The following is a 17606-nucleotide window of genomic DNA, read 5'->3' as shown; positions in this document are numbered from 1 at the left end:
TATACAGAAAATCCGGCGGGACGCAGCCCCACCGGATGACCAACACTAAAAACAACGCGAAATAAAACTATAGTGCGCGGGGATCAAATCCTTCCGCATAAAATTGGCTATACCATTTACGGAATTTAGCAATTGGCCCATCGCCGTCGCACAGAATTGGCAGCGGACGGTAAATTTTATGCTCCCAAATAGGCTTGTCTTCTTCGAGCTGACCAACAATATTAGCAATAATCGCTGCGTTGACCCCCCCCTTCTTCACTTCTCCATTTACCTTGGGCTGAATGAATGCAAAGCGTACCTGCACCTTGTGCTCATCGATAGGTGTTGTTAGGCCAAGTAAAAACGTATCGGCAATACCTTCGAACTTGGTAAAGCCCTGCCCTGGACCTGCACTGCCCGTGCGAATTGAGCCTTTTACCTCGCCACGTGGCGTTGGCATATTTGCCACCTGTAGCCCCCGAACAAAGTAACCGTCGTAGGTGGTCTCCCATTCAGGGAAAGATGCGGTGCCATGCACGTATTTGAAATGCGCGGGGTCAGCGGCATTTTCTGCCATCTCTTGCGGATGTGTATTAATAATCCACTCGTAGCGATCCTGCGGAGACCAATCATCGCTATTGGCCTCATCGTGACTAATCACTTCCCACAATGGGGCAACACCGTCGGGATGATACCAAGCCCAAACGACCTGATTTGTTTCACGGATGGGAAAACTTTTAAGGCACTTCTTACCGGCAACTTTCGGCGGCATATTCTTGGCGTACGGTACTTCTACACACTCACCTTCGGGGCTAAATTTCCATGAATGGAAGGGGCAGACAATATTATTGCCTTCAATACGGCCGCCACCGGTGCCGGAGCGTTCGTGAATGCCGTGACCCAAATGCGCACCCAAATGCGGGCAATAGGCCTCCATCAATACCGCCTTACCAGCCTCGGTACGAAATAACACCAATTCTTGTCCGAAGTAATGCACGGCCCGTGACTGGCTTGGCGCCAATTCATCAGAATAAGAAACCGCAAACCAACCAAATGGCATGGGCATTGGATAACGCTTTATCGTATTAGTATCGCTCATCATGATCTCGTCCTTGGCTGAACCGGTCTGGCGCTATTGCTAAAAAGTCAGACCTCAGTACGGTGTAGCAGATCCTGCGAACAGAACCCCAGAATTGCCCCACACTTTACTCTTTGAAACTGCAGAGACAATGACAAAATGAGACAGGAAACTGGCAAAAAACGCCAAATTTAGTGGTACGACTTATTGTTATATAGGTGTGGCGATCCGAGAGATCGCCACACAAGGGGCATTACTTCCAGCTTTTATACCGTTCCATCATCACATCCGCGCCCATACGAATTAGTGATTCGTTAGCCGATCCTGGCTGCACACCAGTACGAAGAATAGCTTGCTGCACAGCAATCTCTTTTGCCACCTCCTCCATTGTCGGGCCATCAACTTCATCCCCCGCCTCGGTTTCAGTTTCACCACCTGCGGCGGCACGAATGATCGCTTCACGCTCAGAACCCGGCTCGGCACCACTGCGACGTACAACCTCCTCAACCGCCAGCTCCTCTGCCGCCTGTTTACTACTAATACGGTTTCCTTGGGCGTCGTAGATGCCGTCAAAGGGTTCGTAGGCGGTTTCTGGAGACTGCCCAGCGCTGATACGAATCATCGCGGCTTCGGTAGAATCTGGCGCGACACCCGCTTTTTTGACCGCAGCTTCAGCGGCACGGGCTTTTCCGACTTCCATTGCTGTCACTGGCCGACCGTGACGGTCATAAATGCCGCCTGACTGCACCCCCGCACTAGTATTGGTTTTTGCCTGAGCCTGATTTTGCGGCGCCTGTGCTGAATTATTAGCATTTGCTGCACTACCCGCCGCATACACCGGCAGCGCGGCACAGACTGAAATTAACGCTAAAGTATTGAAAAGTTTCATTTGTCGCCCCTGAGACTAAATTAAAAATCCGTTATTGTAATGTTACAGCCCGTTGTAACCGTAAAACAAACACTTAGCACCGCAGCCTGACTTCATCACATGTGATAACATCCAAGCCATGATAAACACCGACACGCCACTACAAGACCGCTTTGGTCGCGGGGTTGAATACCTGCGACTATCGGTCACCGACCGCTGCGACTTCCGCTGCGTGTATTGCATGTCGGAAGATATGACCTTTTTGCCCCGCGCGCAAATTCTCACTTTAGAGCAGTTGTACGACATCGCTAGTAGTTTCGTGCACTTGGGGGTAAAAAAAATTCGCCTGACCGGCGGAGAGCCCTTGGTCCGCAAAAATGTGATGGCATTGGTCGAGCGCCTAGGCCAACTAGAGCAGCTAGAACAACTGCACCTCACCACTAATGGCGCGCAACTCGACAAGTTCGCCGCACCGCTAAAAGCCGCCGGCCTAACTGGCATCAACATCAGCCTAGACAGCCTACAGCCAGATCGCTTTAAAGAATTAACCCGATTTGGTGAACTAAAAAAAGTATTAACCGGTATCGACGCCGCTCGTGACGCCGGATTTCAACGCCTAAAGCTTAACGCTGTGATCCTAAAAGGACGGAACGACGACGAAATTTTAGATTTAATCGATTATGTCCGCGATAAGCATATCGACATTAGTTTTATAGAAGAAATGCCACTAGGCAATATTAGCGAACACGATCGAGCACTGAGTTTTATCAGCAGCGAGCAAATTCGCAGCAAAATAGAATCTCGCTACGCCCTTACCCCGACTACCGAAAATACCGGTGGGCCGTCGCGCTACTATCGCATGAGTGATAGCACCTCGCGGATCGGATTTATTTCGCCCCATAGCAACAACTTCTGCCATTTATGCAATCGAGTGCGCCTAACTGTAGAAGGTCGTCTGCTGCTCTGTCTTGGCAATGAACACTCGGTCAGCTTGAAAGAGATCGTAGACCGCTATCCCGGAGATGATCAAAAATTACGTGAGGCCATCATCAAGGCCATGGACCTCAAACCTGAGCGTCATCATTTTTCACTGGATGACGAACCACAGATCGTCCGGTTTATGAACACCACCGGCGGCTAACACAACACGCCATGTCTAACGCGAAGATCACCAGCAGCGATGAACTAATCAAGCGGCTCAATCTAGAGCCCCATCTTGAAGGTGGCTACTTTTGTAGAACCTTCACCTCATCCCATAAAAGCAACACGCGTGCGGCAATGTCGTCAATTTTCTACCTTCTTAATAAAGAAAGCCCCGTCGGCCATCTGCACCGAAACCGTTCTGATATTCTGCATTTTTGGCAGCACGGCAGCCCAGTTCATTACACACTGCTATCACCTGCTGGAAATCTAGAACGCGTGGTAATGGGCCCGGATTTAGCCGCCGGACAACAGCTTCAAATGCTAGTGCCGGGCGGCTACTGGAAAGCTTCTGAGCTATTACATGGCAATCATAGCTTAATCTCTGAAGCCGTTTGCCCAGGTTTTGATTTTGATGACCACGAACTCGCCGACGCCAGCCATATTCAGCAACACTATTTACAGCACTGGCCGGCGCTAAAGCATCTTATATCTCGCTAATTTACTGATTTTTCGGACTACTTATGACTGATGCCAGCAACGACATAGCCCAGCTAATCGATAGGCTCGCCGAACAGGGATACATCGCGAGCTCAGCTATTGCGACGACACTTTATATTGCACAACAATTAGAGCGCCCCATTCTTATTGAAGGGCCGCCGGGCGTTGGTAAAACCGAACTCGCCAATGCGACAGCTGCAATGTTAGCGAAACCTCTTTTCCGTCTGCAATGTTATGAAGGTCTGGACGAAAGCAAAGCACTCTACGACTGGAAATACAGCAAACAGCTCCTTTATGTGCAAGTATTAAAAGAACAGCTCCACAACATCCTCGATGGTACCGAGGGCTTAGCGAATGCGGTGGAGCGACTTCATAATTTTGACGACATCTTTTACTCAGAGCGATTTTTAGAACCCCGCCCCTTGTTAAAAGCGCTGCAAAGTAACGACGGTGCCGTATTACTCATCGACGAAATAGACAAAGCCGACTACGAGTTCGAATCGCTTCTGTTAGAAATTCTTGCCGACTTTAGTGTCACTCTGCCAGAAATTGGCACACTAAGAGCAACCCACAAACCCTTGGTGATATTAACCAGTAACAACACCCGGGACCTGAGCGATGCCCTTAAACGCCGCTGTCTGCATTTGTACATTCCCTTCCCGGAAGCAAAATTAGAAAGCAAAATTGTACAAAGCAGAGTGCCTGCAGTACCAGACGAGTTACGTCGGCAGCTAGTAAATTTTGTGCATGCCGTTCGCGACCTGGATTTAAAAAAACAACCCGCAATAAGCGAAACCATTGATTGGGCGCGCAGTCTGCTGCTCCTGCACTGCAACAGTCTGTCGCGGGAATTGGTTGAAAGCACCCTCAATGTACTGCTCAAGTACGAAGAAGACATCGCAATGGTCAGCCCTGAACTACACGGCCTTATCAAGCGCGCGAATAGTGATCACTAATCGCCGTGGATGAAACGCTACTGCAATTTATTCGCCATCTGCGGAACAACGGCTTAGCAATATCCACCGCGGAAACCCTAGACGCCATGCGCGTCGTGGCGACATTGGGCTATAGCGAACCCCGACTTTTACAAGACGGACTGGCAAGCTGCCTCGCTAAAACAGTAGACGACCACGAGCGCTTTGTAGACTGTTTCGATCGTTTCTTCCGGGTTCAGGCGAGCGCAAACGTTCAACAAGAGTTAGCTCCGCAAAATGCAGGAGCCGACGCTAGCGATGAATCACCGGCGGATTCTGACGAGGGGCCGGGACAAGGCGACGCTGGGGGCTACGGGCAAGGCTCAGGTGGTGGCGGCAATGGCGGACAGCGGGATAACACCTTCAGCGACGTCATGCAGGCGGCAGCCGAGGTTGGCCTAGAAAATATACAATTTCGAACACAGCGTGGCGTCTATCGGCGCAAGATGTTAAATGCGCTGAATGACGAGCAGGCACTCAGTGAAATCCAACAACGTCAGGATGCCGGTGACAATGAGCAAGCCCACCTTTTAACGCAATTGCGTGATAGTCGAATTGCAGCGATCAAAGAAATCATCGACCGACAACTGCTGTTAAATAACGATGCCGCCATTAACAGTCTTCGTGAAACAAACCTAAAAGACAGTTCGCTGTCGGCAATGGAACACTACCACCGCGAACGTCTGCCGCCGCTTATTCGCAAACTCGCTAAAAAGCTTGCCTCTCGGCATCGCCAGCGCCATAAACGCGCCAATCGCGGCAAGCTTGATTTGGGTAAAACCCTGCGCCGCAACATTGCCTATGGCGGTATTCCCTTTCACCGCTTTTGGAAAACCACCCGCAAAGACAAAAGTGAAATTTTTGTACTTTGCGACATTAGCGGTTCGGTCAGCGCTTGGTCACGAGTGCTACTCCTTTTTGTACAAGCGCTGAGCGATGTCTTGCCAAACACCCGCAGCTTTGTATTTTGCGGAGAAAGTATTGAAGTTACCGATCTCTTTAAACAGTATTCCGCCGATGACGCCATGGCCATCATCCAGCAGCGCCACGGCATGGGTGGCAGCGACTACGGCGCGGCGCTCACTAGCTTTAAAGACCTTGTCGAAGACAAACTCAATCGACGCAGTTGCGTCATTATTCTTGGCGACGGCCGCGGCAATGGCGGCAACACCGGAATAGATGCACTGCGCAGTATTTATCACCGCGCAAGATTAGTGCTTTGGTTTAATCCAGAATCGCACTACAGCTGGAATACTGGCGACTCAGAAATTCGTCGCTATCAAAGCGCCTGCCACTATGTGGCAGAATGCGGCTCACTGCGAAAACTAGAACGGCTACTCGATCAACTCCTAAGCCTACTGCGTTAGAGGACGCATATAAATTCATACGAATTACAGTATCCTTATCACTCAAACTCGTTACTATAGCGGCAAACCATGATTAGCTCGGATCATCATGAAAAAACTTAAGCATTTTATTAGTCAGTCCTTTATTGGTGGCGTTCTCGTTATTGCACCGATCATCATTTTATTGCTCGGCCTCCGCTGGGCCGTCAACAGTGTGCAATCGCTAATCGCGCCCTTAACTGGACCACTGGTGAGACTAACAGGTGCACCGCCGCTCGCTATAGACGTGCTAGTTATCGCACTTATTCTTTTTTCATGCTTTATGGTTGGCACTATCGTTGCGACAAGCGCCGGTCGCTGGATACAGAACTTTATCGATGCCCACTTGGCGCGTTTCGCGCCGGGTTATCGATTAATTCGCGACATCATTCAACAAATGTTTGGAGCGAATAGCAACTCCCCCTTTACCAAAGGCGAGGCCGCAGTAGTGCAGCTGTATGGCACGCAAAGCCCCGCTAGGGCGACCGCCATTATCACAAGTCGTCACAGCAATGGTTGGTTTACGGTATTTGTGCCCACCGGACCAAACCCCACCTCTGGATTTGTGTATCATCTGCCGCCGGAATGCGTTGAGCCGCGCCCCGACATAAAACTCGATGCCGCCTTTAAATCAATTATTTCCTGTGGAGCTGGCTCAGCCGAACTCGGTATTATCACGCCGTCGGCAAAGTGAAGTCTGCCGGGTAAATCAGAACCTCATATTCAAGATAGCGACTAAACAAATGACCCAGTTCACCCTCATCAAACCGGTTCTAAAAGTTTGCAGTTTAATACTGCTGGTTTTTGGCCTAATGATGACAGTGCCATTACTCATGGCAGTCATTTATCACACCGGCAATACCGCCGCTTTTAGCAATTCAATTGCGCTAACGGTTGGACTGGCTGCTGGGGGATGGCTATTGTCGCGGTCACATCGCATTAATATGCTTACCCCACGACAAATGTTTTTAATCACTACAACTTCGTGGGTATTAATTTCCTTAACAGGCGCACTACCTTTTTTATTAATCCCCGGATTTTGCGGCTTTACCGACGCTGTTTTTGAATCTGTGTCTGGCCTTACCACCACCGGCTCAACTGTACTTACCGGCCTAGATACCATGGCGCATGACGTTTTGGTATGGCGCTCTATGCTGCAATGGATCGGTGGCCTCGGCGTTATCGGTATGGCCGTCGCGATTCTGCCCTTTCTTAAAGTCGGTGGTATGCGCCTATTCCAAACCGAATCATCAGATTGGTCAGACAAAGCCATGCCCCGCTCGCGCACCATGGTCACAATGATTATTTACGTGTATATCATTCTTACTTTTCTGTGTACCGTCGCGTTTATGTTAACGGGTATGGATAGCTTCCACGCGGTGAATCACGCCATGACCACTATATCCACAGGCGGCTATTCAACCTCAGACAGTTCCTTTGCGCAATTCGCCGATCTCGGCAGCCACTGGGTAGCGATCACCTTTATGATTTTCGGTGCAATGCCCTTTGCAATCTACGTTCACGTCCTAATCAAGCGCAATGTACTTGCATTTAGAGACCAGCAAATCCGCGGCTTCCTGCTGACTATACTTGTTATAAGTATCATCATTACCTTGCACCTAATGTCGGAAACCGGCATCGACTTTATTCACGCCTTAACGTATGCCACCTTCAACTTAGTCTCGGTAATAACGACTACAGGCTACGCAAGTGGGGACTATTCTCAATGGGGAAATCTTGCGGTTGCCGCGTTTTTCTTTGCCATGTTTATTGGCGGATGCTCAGGCTCTACCAGTGGTGGCATTAAAATTTTCCGCTTTCAATTATTATTTATGATGATGCAGGAAAGTATCGTTCGCGCCGTGCATCCCCGCGCCATGATCCGTCGCTACTACAACGGTCGAGCGGTAGACGATAGCATTGTATTATCTGCGGTGACCTTCGTGTTCATCATGCTGCTATCATTGGTAGTTATCACTTTAATGCTGGCATTTAGCGGACTTGATTTAGTCACTAGCCTAACCGGCGCATCTACTGCGCTCATGAATGTCGGCCCAGGTCTGGGCGATATCATCGGCCCCGCCGGTAACTTCGCTACCTTGCCCGATAGCAGTAAGTGGATTCTAAGCGTGGGAATGTTGCTGGGTAGATTGGAATTTATGACCATCATCTTAGTGATGACACCCACCTATTGGAAAAGCTAAGCTAGCTTATTTCTGAACATCTAGATCGACAAAACGAATCACATCTGGCTCGTAGAGTTCGCTGTGCGCTGACGGCGCGCATGCTGTGCAGCTTTTACAACTACCGCAGTTAACGCTGACTCGCGTTTTATCCTGCTCAAGTCGCTTTATCAGCCATGCCATACCACGAATATGTCGATGGCGAAGACAAGCTCTGCGTAAATTCTCTAAAAGGGAATCGCAGGCCTCGGGGAAATAATTGCGCAGTGTAATCCACAGACTCAGCAAAACTAAAGCGGTAATAATCAGAAATTGAACTGTGGCAAATATCATCAAGCCTCCCTAGTTCAACACGGCGGTAGCAATTTGATAGGTCGCCAAAGACGCCAAATACGCCAAGGCAAAGAGATAAAACACCGCAAACCCCATAACACGCCACGAGTTGGTCTCGCGACGGATAACAGCGAGGGTCGAAATGCATTGGGGCGCAAATACAAACCACGCCAACAGCGAAAGTGCGGTAGGCAAAGCCCATTGTTGCGCAATCAGTTGGCCTAGCTGCTCGGTAATCGCCTCCTCACTGCCCGACATTGCATAGACGGTTCCCAACGCAGATACCGCCACTTCTCTTGCCGCCATACCGACAATAAGCGCGACCGAAATTTGCCAATTAAATCCAATGGGTTCAAAAACCACAGCGAGTAGATGACCAAGACGACCTGCAATACTGAAATCAATTGCCGCGCCAGTAAAACCTTCTGGCGGGGACGGAAAAGTACAAAGTAGCCACAGGAGCACAGTCAACGCAAAGATAATCCCGCCAACACGGCGCAGAAAAATCTTGGCCCGTTGCAGAAGACCCAAGGCGATATCTCTAGCGTGAGGTAAACGATAGGCAGGCAACTCCATTAACAGGGCGTGATCACTTTTGTTTCTACGCAGCGCTTTCATCACAAAAGCGACCAGCAGCGCGCTGATAATGCCGGAGAAATATAAAGCAAATAGCACGAGTCCCTGCAAATTAAACAACCCCGCCACCTCACGCTGGGGAATGAACGCGGCGATAAGCAATGTATAAACCGGAAGCCGAGCAGAGCAAGTCATCAAAGGGGCCACTAAAATGGTGGTCAATCTATCCCGTGGATCCTGAATACTGCGAGTCGCCATAATGCCGGGAATAGCACAGGCGAAACTCGATAGCAGCGGAATAAAGGCGCGACCAGACAAGCCAGCACTGAACATTAATTTGTCGAGCAGATACGCCGCTCGGGGAAGGTAGCCGGACTCTTCTAAAATAAGAATAAACAAAAACAAAATCATTATCTGCGGCAAGAACACCAGCACATTGCCGAGTCCGGCAATAACACCGTCATTAACTAAACTGTACAGCGCGGAATCCGTCGGCATTGGCGCCGTGATAAGCGCACCGGCCGAATTTACTATGGAGGTAATACCAACCATCAGCGGTTCCGCCCAGGAGAAAACTGCCTGGAACATGAAAAACAACATAGCCGCTAAAATGACCATTCCGGCAAATGGATGTAGAAGTACCGCATCTAAACGATCATCCATGTTTTGGGGCTGTTCAGTCTGGGAAACGCAGCACTCAATAATGTCTTGAACCCGCCGAAATCGTGCTTCCAAACCTTGATCTTCACACGGAACAGGCACGGCCGAAAAATTTTGTTGTTGTAACAAAGCCAACAAGGTATTTGCGCCGTGGCGCTGCACGGCAATAGTTTCTACCACCGGGACACCTAACTTTTCCGCTAAGCGGGCGGTGTCGACCTGAATGCCCTGGCGTTGCGCTGAGTCCATCATATTGACGGCGACAATCATTGGTCGACCTAGGGCAATCAGCTCCAGCGCAAAACGCAAATGAAGTCGCAAATTAGTGGCGTCTACCACGCAAACAATCAGCTCTGGCTGGGCTTCCCCTTTGTATTGGCCACAAAGTACATCACGGGTAACTGCCTCGTCCGGGCTTGTTGCGTCCAAACTATAGGCGCCGGGTAAGTCCAAAATCTGCAGACTCACTTCATCCGAAATACGGCATAAACCTTCTTTACGCTCAACCGTGACGCCCGCGTAGTTGGCAACCTTCTGAGTACTTCCGGTAAGTAGATTAAATAGCGCTGTTTTACCGCAATTGGGATTCCCAACCAGAGCAATTCGGTGCAGTTGTTCGGCGGAAGCGGTCATTGCTGATCCTCAATAAGAATCCGTTGCGCTTCCTTTTTTCGCAGGGCGAAGCGAGTATTACCAACTCGCACAACAAGGGGGTTGCCTCCCCAAAAGCCCTTTGCAACGACTTCTACGGTGGCACCTGCTACAAAGCCTAATTCACGAATACGGCGGGCGATGGGATCAAGCTCACAAGCATCACTCACATTCAGCACCGTGGCCCGTCCGCCTTTTACTAACTCGGATAAATTCACTAGGAGATACCACAACAGCGCTAATAATAATGAGTCTCATTATACTTCTAAGAAAGGGATATATTCAAAGGGGAATGATGAAACAAGGATCTTATTGCCTTAAATGTTACGCAATCACCACAGGCTACTTGAAATACTGTGTGTAAATGCCAAGGCATCTCTGCACCATCGCGATGCTACGACTACGGCAAGAAAGCTGCTTGTGCGTTCAATGCTATTGTTCTTTTTTTGCTTGTATCGCAACCCAGTCTTCGAGCAAAGACGCATTACGTAAATTTTTGCGAAACGCGACATCTGCTATATCACCAATCACTGGCACACTACCAAGTAAAAAATCTAAACCGATATTACCCATCATCCTAAACTTCAATAATCTCGGTGCATTTAGTTTGTGTGCGTGCCAAACAATACCTAAACCGAGTAAGGCACTCACGAGATCTCCGGCGAAAGGAAGTAAACCGAGTACAGCGTCAATACCAAAACGCCAGCGCGTGTTGGGGATTCCCCACGCGCCGTCTAATAACGTAGCGAGTTTGCGACTGCGCTGCAATCGCCGTTCTGTCTCTCGCGATCTCATTTCTTAGCGATGATATAAACCGCATGGATAATGCCTGGAAAGTATCCGCAGAGTGTAAGAATAATATTTATCCAAAAATGCTTACCTAAACCGACTTGTAAAAACACGCCCAATGGCGGTAATAAGATCGCAAAGATGATACGAATGATATCCATAGTATTTGTCTCGCTCTGTTTGCTGAATTGAAATATGCCACCCGTAAAGTAACATATATTACCGTTTTCAAATTATCTATACATAATACGCTCGGTTAATCCAAACTTGATTGCGGATTGCTAAATTGGCGTCGCTGTCCGAAGTGGGCCAATCGCCAACCTGAATTCTATTAAATTTACTAGGAGCACCCTATAGTGAAAGCTGCCACCACCACAGGTTTTGGCCCTAGAGCAAGGTTAATAATTAAAGACGTAAACAAGCCCAGAATTGGCGCCGATGATGTATTAGTTGAAGTGCATGCATCATCGGTGAATCCCAAAGACTGGAAGCTGAATTACAATATTTCCAGCTTGGTCCCTAAAGTCGGCTGCTTATCTAGCTTCCATATTATTGGTGACGACTTAGCGGGTGTCATCGTTGAGCGGGGCAGTAATGTCAGCAACTTTAAGGTCGGCGACAAAGTATATGGTATGGATATGCGATTGCGCACAGCGGCTTGTAGCGAATACGCCTGCATTGCCACCAAGCGGATTGCGCACATGCCTAATAATATATCTTTTAACGAGGCCGCAGCCGTTCCGCTTGCTGCGCTAACAGCCTTGCAAGCTTTTCAAATGGGCAGCGTCAGCAATGGCAGCAAAGTCCTCGTTATCGGCGCGTCAGGGGGAGTCGGCACATTCGCAATACAAATCGCTAAAGCGATGAGCGCCGAGGTAACTGGGGTATGTAGCGGAAAAAATATCGAGCTAGTGACAAGCCTTGGTGCAGATAAGGTCATTGACTATACACAGGGGGATTTTAAATCAGAGAAAAATAATTTTGATTTAGTATTCGATGCAACCGCCTACGAAAGCCTGACAACATGCGCATCATTAATGGCTGACGACGGCCTATTTGTGTCTACCGCAGGCCACGGAAAAGCACTTTTTAACGCCTACCGCCCCCATCTCTTTATGGGTGATAAATCGGCTAAGCCAGTATGGGTTGAGTCCTATACTAGCGACTTAGAGATATTAAAGGACTTTATTGAAAGCGGTGCCGTTACCCCGGTAATCGATAGCGTTCACCAACTAGCTAATATTGAAGATGCTTATATTAGAAGTAAAACCGGTAGAAGCCGAGGTAAAGTCGTCATACAAATAGTGTAGGGATACGCGCTTAAGCGGCAGGATGCAGAAGAAACCGCGTTGGCCCCTCTGACACCCAAGTTAAGAGCTCTGCGGACTGGCTGTCGCACAGCTTGTGACACTTTACTGCTCCCTGCATTACACCACTTTGACGCAAACATATACCGAATGAGTAAATTCACCATCTTGAAAAGGATTATAAAAAGGTACAATTAATTTTCAGACTCGAAATAAGCTGTCATCGATTGATCTAATCACCTTTGTTGCATAAGCTCTATGCCCCTCCCAAATTGTAACGAGTAAGACAAGTAATGCTCGCCATAAATAGCCGATATATTCCTAACGCCGCTGAAATGCTGCAATTCGAAACAATAGGTGAAGACCGTTTTCGAGCTAGCCATAACCTCGACAATATGGCCGGAGTGACCTTTGGTGGGCAGGCGCTAGGGCAATCGCTCGCCGCCGCAACGCTCACGGTTGATGGCTGGCAGTGCCACAGTCTTAGCGGTGTTTTTATGCGGGGCGGCATAATCGACGAACCCATCGATTATGTTGTTGCACGCCTGAGCGATAGCCGCAACTTTGCAACCCGTCGCGTCACCGCTGAGCAGCGCGGGCGAGTGATATTCGAGCTGCTCTGTTCCTTCCACAAAGGCGAGGAAGGACTATGCCACCAGTTTGCAGATTTGGGTAATCCAGCGGACCCAGAATCTTTGTTAAGTCTTGATCAGTTTGCGAAGCAAAATGCCCATCGCTTACCGGAACACATCGTCGCCGTGCTCACGAAACCCTATATTATTGAGCTTAGAATGCTCAAACCTGAACACTATTTTGACAGCCCAGATACCGCATTTCGTGACTACTGGATTCGCCTACCTTCCGCCAGTGTCGTCAGCGATGAACGCGACCATCATTCTTTGCTAGCGCTTTTATCGGATTACTGGTTACCCGGCACAATAGCTGTTCCACATGGTCGTGATTCTGGCGTTAGTTTTTTGGCATCATTGAATCATTCTATGTGGATACACGCACCAGTAAAGGTAGATCAATGGTTGCTGTATCGCACAGAAAGTCACTGGGCGGCGAATGGCAGAGGACTTGCCACAGGCAAAATATTTACACAAACAGGCCAACTAATAGCGACTGTCACACAAGAGGCGGTATTGCGTTAAACCTCATCCCCAAAAAAAAGCCCCAGCAATTGCTGGGGCAAAATAATATACGTCAGGGAGACTGAGTAAATTACTGTTGAGCGGGCTCTATTTTACGGCGGAAGGTACCGGATACACGAACTGTATTGTCGCCACCGGGCATAATTTGCTCGCCCCCCACTACAACCGCGGTTGCGGTGTAAGTACCGTTCACGAAGCCATCATCATCACTGACAATTTCAATCTGACACGCTGCGCCTGGCGTCAAGATCGTTTTTCTCAAGACGCTATCATAGGTTGTGGTTTCGTACTTCACACCGACAGCATTAACCGCAACGTTCACAATGCGACTATTGTCTGGGTTAATACTGGCGCAATCATATACGCCCACCGCACGTGGCGCATTAAGCACTTCTACACCGTATTTCATGACACGCTCACCGCGATCTATTGAGATACCATAGCTCGTGTCAAAAACTGAGATGCGGTCGAACTGATCCTCAAGGAATTTGAAGCGATCACCAGTCTGCCAATCTGGACTGCCATCTTCAATTTGCAGAGTCGCGCCGACTTCTTCTGAGCTCAGTGCGCCTTCATCATCCACGCCACCTTCTGGCCGATTTAGCCGAACCGCGTAATTGCGGAATTCTCCCGTCACTGGCAAAGTACGTAGCGACTCTTCCAGTGAGGTGTCATTTGATATAAGCGTTGCAGTGTAAGACGCATCATAATACCTGCCTCCACGCCCGACCGTTACGATCTGGCAATTGGCGGCCACATTATTCGCAGAGCTATATCTGGTCTCTAACAGATAAGTACCTACCTTTATAGCTAGCTCTAAACCACCAGCACGTGAGCGATATTCTGTTCCGCAGTTGTAGGTTGTGTCTCCTGCAAAGCCAGAGCTAGGATGGCCCTTAGTTACGAGACTGATTACATCTGATGCATTACCGGTGAATGCTGGTGAGCCATCATCAGGGCTCGTTCCGCCAAGACCAACGCGGTTTTCAAGTAAGAAATATTGATTATCCCCCAGCTCGAACGTGCCGCCATCACCAATTTCGATTGAACCAAACTTATCTAATGGCAAATCGCCAGAAAGTGCGCCGGCCGTACCGACATGGTGATAAATACGGAATGGCGTGTTTATTAATTCAAAGGTCGGACTAGTATCTGACGTTGTGACCAGTGTAGCCGATAAAATTACTCCCTGAAGACCGCCAATATCGCTGGCATAATCAAGACGCATTTTACATGCGCTAGCAGAATAGCGTCCGGAATTTGTGCCACCTGCCATATTCAAGCGAATTTTTAGCTCATCGCCACAATCCTGTTCGCCCAGTACTGGGTTAGTGATATCGACCTCTAAATAACTTGGATAAGCTTCTTGGAATAAGGTCGTATTCACGTCCCTTGTGCGATCAACATAGAAATCGAGTCCGCGCAAGCCAAAACCACTACCGACGTCGGCAACTCCTAGGTTGTAAGATTCTGCACTGCCAACGAAGCTAACTGTAGCGCCATTGCGGCCGTTCAAAGAATCGTAAACTGCATTATTCAGATCACCGCTCACTCCGCCATCCGTGCCGCCGCCGGTATTACCACCACCGCCGCCAGTGTCTACAACCTCTGAGGTAGCATAGAAGTAACCGTTTGTTACCGGCTTCAGCGGGGTCCCTACTGCGCCATAGAGGTTCCCTATAAAGTATCCTTCGTAAACCGAACCAACTTGCAAGACCTTAACTATACAGTCGCCATCATTTGAGCCAGCACCGGAATTAACCGCTAACCCGCCTTGATTGAGATGCTGCAGAACCGTGTCATCGCCGGAGTCATCGCAGTTATATGTACCGACTGCATTCGGAATAACTACCCGCCATTTACTCAAGGCGGAGGCATCACGACCTTCAATGTAAAACTGAGTCTTGTCAGTGTTATTAGGTAATACATTAACTGAATCGGTGTAGGTGTATGTCACGCCATTAACGTCACCAGTAAAGCCATCGCCGGTGAAGCGCCCTTTACCTTCATTGTTAAGTGCAGGGTCTGTATTGCCACCCGTTCCGCCGGTACCTGATCCACCGGTACCACCCGTTCCGCCTGTACCTGATCCACCGGTACCACCCGTTCCACCTGTACCCGATCCACCGGTACCACCCGTTCCGCCTGTACCCGATCCACCGGTACCACCCGTTCCACCTGTACCTGATCCACCGGTACCACCCGTTCCGCCTGTACCTGATCCACCGGTACCACCCGTTCCGCCTGTACCCGATCCACCGGTACCACCCGTTCCACCTGTACCTGACCCACCGGTACCACCTGTGCCAGATCCACCCGTATCACCTTCTTCAACAGTGGCACTACTAGGTTTTTGATCTGCAGCCGATGCCTTCAACGCAGCATTGCCATAGGTATTTGCTTGACGCGACAATGCCGCTGCCATGTCGGCGATAAAATCGCCATAAGGTACAGTTATTGAAGAACCATCCACCAAGCCATCTAAAGAGCCGTCTGCACCATCAGTTGCCATCGCGAGTAATGTATTTAAGGCAGGACTGGCGTTACCAGAAGACAGGTCAGCCAAAGCTGCTAACACTAGTGCGTGTTTACCCGCATCTGTATCACCCAACTTAGCGCCTGTAGCACTGCTTAGTAACTCTGGTACCGCCAAAATGCTGCTAATGCCTGGCGCTAAACTAAGGCGTACCTGTTCATTAATATTGGCTACGTCGGCAGCTGTAAGCGTCGCGCTGCTGCGCGCTTTAGCAATTTCATACGCCAAGTTTGTTAGTGGTGTTACGGCGAGATTTTGTGCAGGTAATACCGCGATAGCACGAACAGTCGCAGACGCAGGAAGCGCAGCAAACTGCTTTAAAGACTCATCATAATAAATAGCGCTGCCACCACCAAGCACTTCTATAACAACCGGACCAGTGTAATTAAGATAGCTAACGTCAACGGTACCGTCATCAGCACTCGTTCCTTCGCCGAGTAAGGTCGTACCATCTGCCTGAAATATTTTTATCCGTGCGTTACGGATCAGGCCTAATGACGGCGCGACCACCACAGATTGCTGTTCAGCGCTAGCGCCGGAAGAGCTCTTATTATCGTCATTACACGCCGCTAATGAGACCGCGACGGCAAGTAACGGCAAATGCAGACATTTTATGCGAGACATACACTTCTCCAGAGTTAATTATTCTGCTCAGTGTTTCCGCGCAAAAAATCAACGCGACACTGTTAGCTAACTCGGGAGAATATTTTGTTACGCCAAGAATCACTACCCCATAAACAAGGGGGTAATGGTTAGTAACTACAAGATTTAATGTGCGAATTTACGGTTATGGGTTAGGTAAATTACTTGGCTTATCTCTGTATCTATTAAGCTCTGCTCTAACATAAAAGAATCGATAAATCCCAAAGATGAGCACGACTAAGCCGACAACAACGAGCACCCAAGCTATCGCAATATAGGCATGTAGAGATGAGAAAAACTGGAACAGCACTATCGCGCCAGCGATCAAAGATAATGCCGTGCGGATGTAGGCAAGAAAGGTCCGCTCATTGGCTAAATGCGTACGCTCTAAGGCAAGCATATCGCGCGTTTCGGAATCAGCCCCCATTACCACACCTTTTCTAAGCTTATAAAGGACAATAGCATGACAAAAAATTTGAACAGTGTCGCGCTATTAAACGAATATTTTCATCATCGTTTTTAGTATTTTACCTCAGGAATTTTTACATTGAATTCCGTGTTTGATTGGCGACTGAGCCATTACTAATCAAACACGGATGTGCTTTACCTTTTCATATAAAGGCAACAAAATTTCGCAGACTATTTTTTACCTTCTTCTTTACCTGCGTCTACTTTTACAGATGTACTATCGCCTTCAGCATCACTTTCAAATGAAAACGATCCGCTATTAACCCGGCGGATTTTGGTATCTGTTATGCGGCATAACGAATTTTCTCGTGCTTAAAATATTTGCGGACACGATGTGGCTTCCGTTGCAGCATACGCATGTGCTTCGATACCTTCTGTTTGA

17 protein-coding genes are annotated in these 17606 nt (G+C 48.8%); 8 read left to right on the top strand and 9 right to left on the bottom strand.

Annotated elements, in window-relative coordinates:
- Positions 1-67: 67 nt before the first annotated feature.
- A complete protein-coding gene (locus O9X78_RS12965) occupies positions 68-1081 on the bottom strand; it encodes an aromatic ring-hydroxylating oxygenase subunit alpha (protein WP_269620126.1) in 1014 nt (337 codons plus the stop codon).
- Between the two features lie 229 nt (positions 1082-1310).
- Positions 1311-1946, bottom strand: coding sequence for a hypothetical protein (locus O9X78_RS12960; protein WP_269620125.1), 636 nt, complete (start codon positions 1944-1946; stop codon positions 1311-1313).
- A gap of 118 nt (positions 1947-2064) precedes the next feature.
- Here O9X78_RS12960 and moaA point away from each other — a divergent pair, with 118 nt between their 5' ends.
- The 6 genes from moaA to O9X78_RS12930 all read left to right on the top strand — a co-directional run bounded on the left by moaA (position 2065) and on the right by O9X78_RS12930 (position 8129).
- Positions 2065-3066 carry a GTP 3',8-cyclase MoaA gene (gene moaA, locus O9X78_RS12955; RefSeq protein WP_269620124.1) on the top strand — a complete coding sequence of 334 codons (1002 nt, stop codon included), beginning with the start codon at positions 2065-2067 and terminating at the stop codon, positions 3064-3066.
- Between the two features lie 11 nt (positions 3067-3077).
- Positions 3078-3566 carry a cupin domain-containing protein gene (locus O9X78_RS12950; RefSeq protein WP_269620123.1) on the top strand — a complete coding sequence of 163 codons (489 nt, stop codon included), beginning with the start codon at positions 3078-3080 and terminating at the stop codon, positions 3564-3566.
- A gap of 23 nt (positions 3567-3589) precedes the next feature.
- Positions 3590-4522, top strand: coding sequence for an AAA family ATPase (locus O9X78_RS12945; protein ID WP_269620122.1), 933 nt, complete (start codon positions 3590-3592; stop codon positions 4520-4522).
- Positions 4523-4527: 5 nt separating this feature from the next.
- Positions 4528-5907 carry a VWA domain-containing protein gene (locus O9X78_RS12940; protein ID WP_269620121.1) on the top strand — a complete coding sequence of 460 codons (1380 nt, stop codon included), beginning with the start codon at positions 4528-4530 and terminating at the stop codon, positions 5905-5907.
- 88 nt (positions 5908-5995) lie between these two features.
- Positions 5996-6619, top strand: a complete 624-nt coding sequence (locus O9X78_RS12935; protein WP_269620120.1) for a DUF502 domain-containing protein — start codon at positions 5996-5998, stop codon at positions 6617-6619.
- Positions 6620-6668: 49 nt separating this feature from the next.
- Positions 6669-8129 (top strand): TrkH family potassium uptake protein, encoded by a 1461-nt coding sequence (locus O9X78_RS12930; RefSeq protein ID WP_269620119.1) that lies wholly within the window; start codon positions 6669-6671, stop codon positions 8127-8129.
- Positions 8130-8135: 6 nt separating this feature from the next.
- On the opposite strand, the gene O9X78_RS12925 is transcribed toward O9X78_RS12930, so the two are convergent.
- From O9X78_RS12925 to O9X78_RS12905, 5 genes are all read right to left on the bottom strand, one after another.
- Positions 8136-8441, bottom strand: coding sequence for a DUF6587 family protein (locus O9X78_RS12925; protein WP_269620118.1), 306 nt, complete (start codon positions 8439-8441; stop codon positions 8136-8138).
- 9 nt (positions 8442-8450) lie between these two features.
- Positions 8451-10310, bottom strand: a complete 1860-nt coding sequence (gene feoB / locus O9X78_RS12920) for a ferrous iron transporter B (protein WP_269620117.1) — start codon at positions 10308-10310, stop codon at positions 8451-8453.
- Positions 10307-10546, bottom strand: coding sequence for a FeoA family protein (locus O9X78_RS12915; protein ID WP_269620116.1), 240 nt, complete (start codon positions 10544-10546; stop codon positions 10307-10309). Before O9X78_RS12915 ends, feoB begins: the two co-directional genes overlap by 4 nt.
- Positions 10547-10760: 214 nt before the next feature.
- Positions 10761-11096 carry a DUF4112 domain-containing protein gene (locus O9X78_RS12910; protein WP_269620115.1) on the bottom strand — a complete coding sequence of 112 codons (336 nt, stop codon included), beginning with the start codon at positions 11094-11096 and terminating at the stop codon, positions 10761-10763.
- Between the two features lie 23 nt (positions 11097-11119).
- Positions 11120-11278, bottom strand: coding sequence for a YqaE/Pmp3 family membrane protein (locus tag O9X78_RS12905; protein ID WP_219043250.1), 159 nt, complete (start codon positions 11276-11278; stop codon positions 11120-11122).
- A 195-nt stretch (positions 11279-11473) separates the two neighbouring features.
- On the opposite strand from O9X78_RS12905, the gene O9X78_RS12900 reads away from it, so the two are divergent.
- On the top strand, positions 11474-12427 hold the full coding sequence (locus tag O9X78_RS12900; RefSeq protein WP_269620113.1) for an NAD(P)-dependent alcohol dehydrogenase: 954 nt from the start codon (positions 11474-11476) through the stop codon (positions 12425-12427).
- 290 nt (positions 12428-12717) lie between these two features.
- The gene (locus O9X78_RS12895; RefSeq protein WP_269620112.1) at positions 12718-13578 is read left to right on the top strand and encodes an acyl-CoA thioesterase; all 861 of its coding nucleotides are present in this window, start codon (positions 12718-12720) and stop codon (positions 13576-13578) included.
- 70 nt (positions 13579-13648) lie between these two features.
- Here the strand turns inward: O9X78_RS12895 and O9X78_RS12890 are convergent, their stop codons facing one another.
- Together O9X78_RS12890 and O9X78_RS12885 are read right to left on the bottom strand one after the other, a co-directional pair.
- On the bottom strand, positions 13649-16738 hold the full coding sequence (locus O9X78_RS12890; protein ID WP_269620111.1) for a hypothetical protein: 3090 nt from the start codon (positions 16736-16738) through the stop codon (positions 13649-13651).
- Between the two features lie 163 nt (positions 16739-16901).
- A complete protein-coding gene (locus O9X78_RS12885) occupies positions 16902-17183 on the bottom strand; it encodes a YidH family protein (protein WP_269620110.1) in 282 nt (93 codons plus the stop codon).
- Between the last annotated feature and the right edge of the window lie 423 nt (positions 17184-17606).

Source organism: Zhongshania aquatica (assembly GCF_027257955.1).
Classification (GTDB): domain Bacteria; phylum Pseudomonadota; class Gammaproteobacteria; order Pseudomonadales; family Spongiibacteraceae; genus Spongiibacter; species Spongiibacter aquatica.
This window is presented reverse-complemented; position numbering and strand designations above follow the sequence as displayed.

What these genes read in the sequence shown, in the direction of transcription:
- O9X78_RS12965 (WP_269620126.1), bottom strand. Translation starts at nt 1,081, where the DNA reads ATGATGAGCGATACTAATACGATAAAGCGTTATCCAATGCCCATGCCA.
- O9X78_RS12960 (WP_269620125.1), bottom strand. Translation starts at nt 1,946, where the DNA reads ATGAAACTTTTCAATACTTTAGCGTTAATTTCAGTCTGTGCCGCGCTG.
- moaA (WP_269620124.1), top strand. Translation starts at nt 2,065, where the DNA reads ATGATAAACACCGACACGCCACTACAAGACCGCTTTGGTCGCGGGGTT.
- O9X78_RS12950 (WP_269620123.1), top strand. Translation starts at nt 3,078, where the DNA reads ATGTCTAACGCGAAGATCACCAGCAGCGATGAACTAATCAAGCGGCTC.
- O9X78_RS12945 (WP_269620122.1), top strand. Translation starts at nt 3,590, where the DNA reads ATGACTGATGCCAGCAACGACATAGCCCAGCTAATCGATAGGCTCGCC.
- O9X78_RS12935 (WP_269620120.1), top strand. Translation starts at nt 5,996, where the DNA reads ATGAAAAAACTTAAGCATTTTATTAGTCAGTCCTTTATTGGTGGCGTT.
- O9X78_RS12930 (WP_269620119.1), top strand. Translation starts at nt 6,669, where the DNA reads ATGACCCAGTTCACCCTCATCAAACCGGTTCTAAAAGTTTGCAGTTTA.
- O9X78_RS12925 (WP_269620118.1), bottom strand. Translation starts at nt 8,441, where the DNA reads ATGATATTTGCCACAGTTCAATTTCTGATTATTACCGCTTTAGTTTTG.
- feoB (WP_269620117.1), bottom strand. Translation starts at nt 10,310, where the DNA reads ATGACCGCTTCCGCCGAACAACTGCACCGAATTGCTCTGGTTGGGAAT.
- O9X78_RS12905 (WP_219043250.1), bottom strand. Translation starts at nt 11,278, where the DNA reads ATGGATATCATTCGTATCATCTTTGCGATCTTATTACCGCCATTGGGC.
- O9X78_RS12895 (WP_269620112.1), top strand. Translation starts at nt 12,718, where the DNA reads ATGCTCGCCATAAATAGCCGATATATTCCTAACGCCGCTGAAATGCTG.
- O9X78_RS12890 (WP_269620111.1), bottom strand. Translation starts at nt 16,738, where the DNA reads ATGTCTCGCATAAAATGTCTGCATTTGCCGTTACTTGCCGTCGCGGTC.
- O9X78_RS12885 (WP_269620110.1), bottom strand. Translation starts at nt 17,183, where the DNA reads ATGGGGGCTGATTCCGAAACGCGCGATATGCTTGCCTTAGAGCGTACG.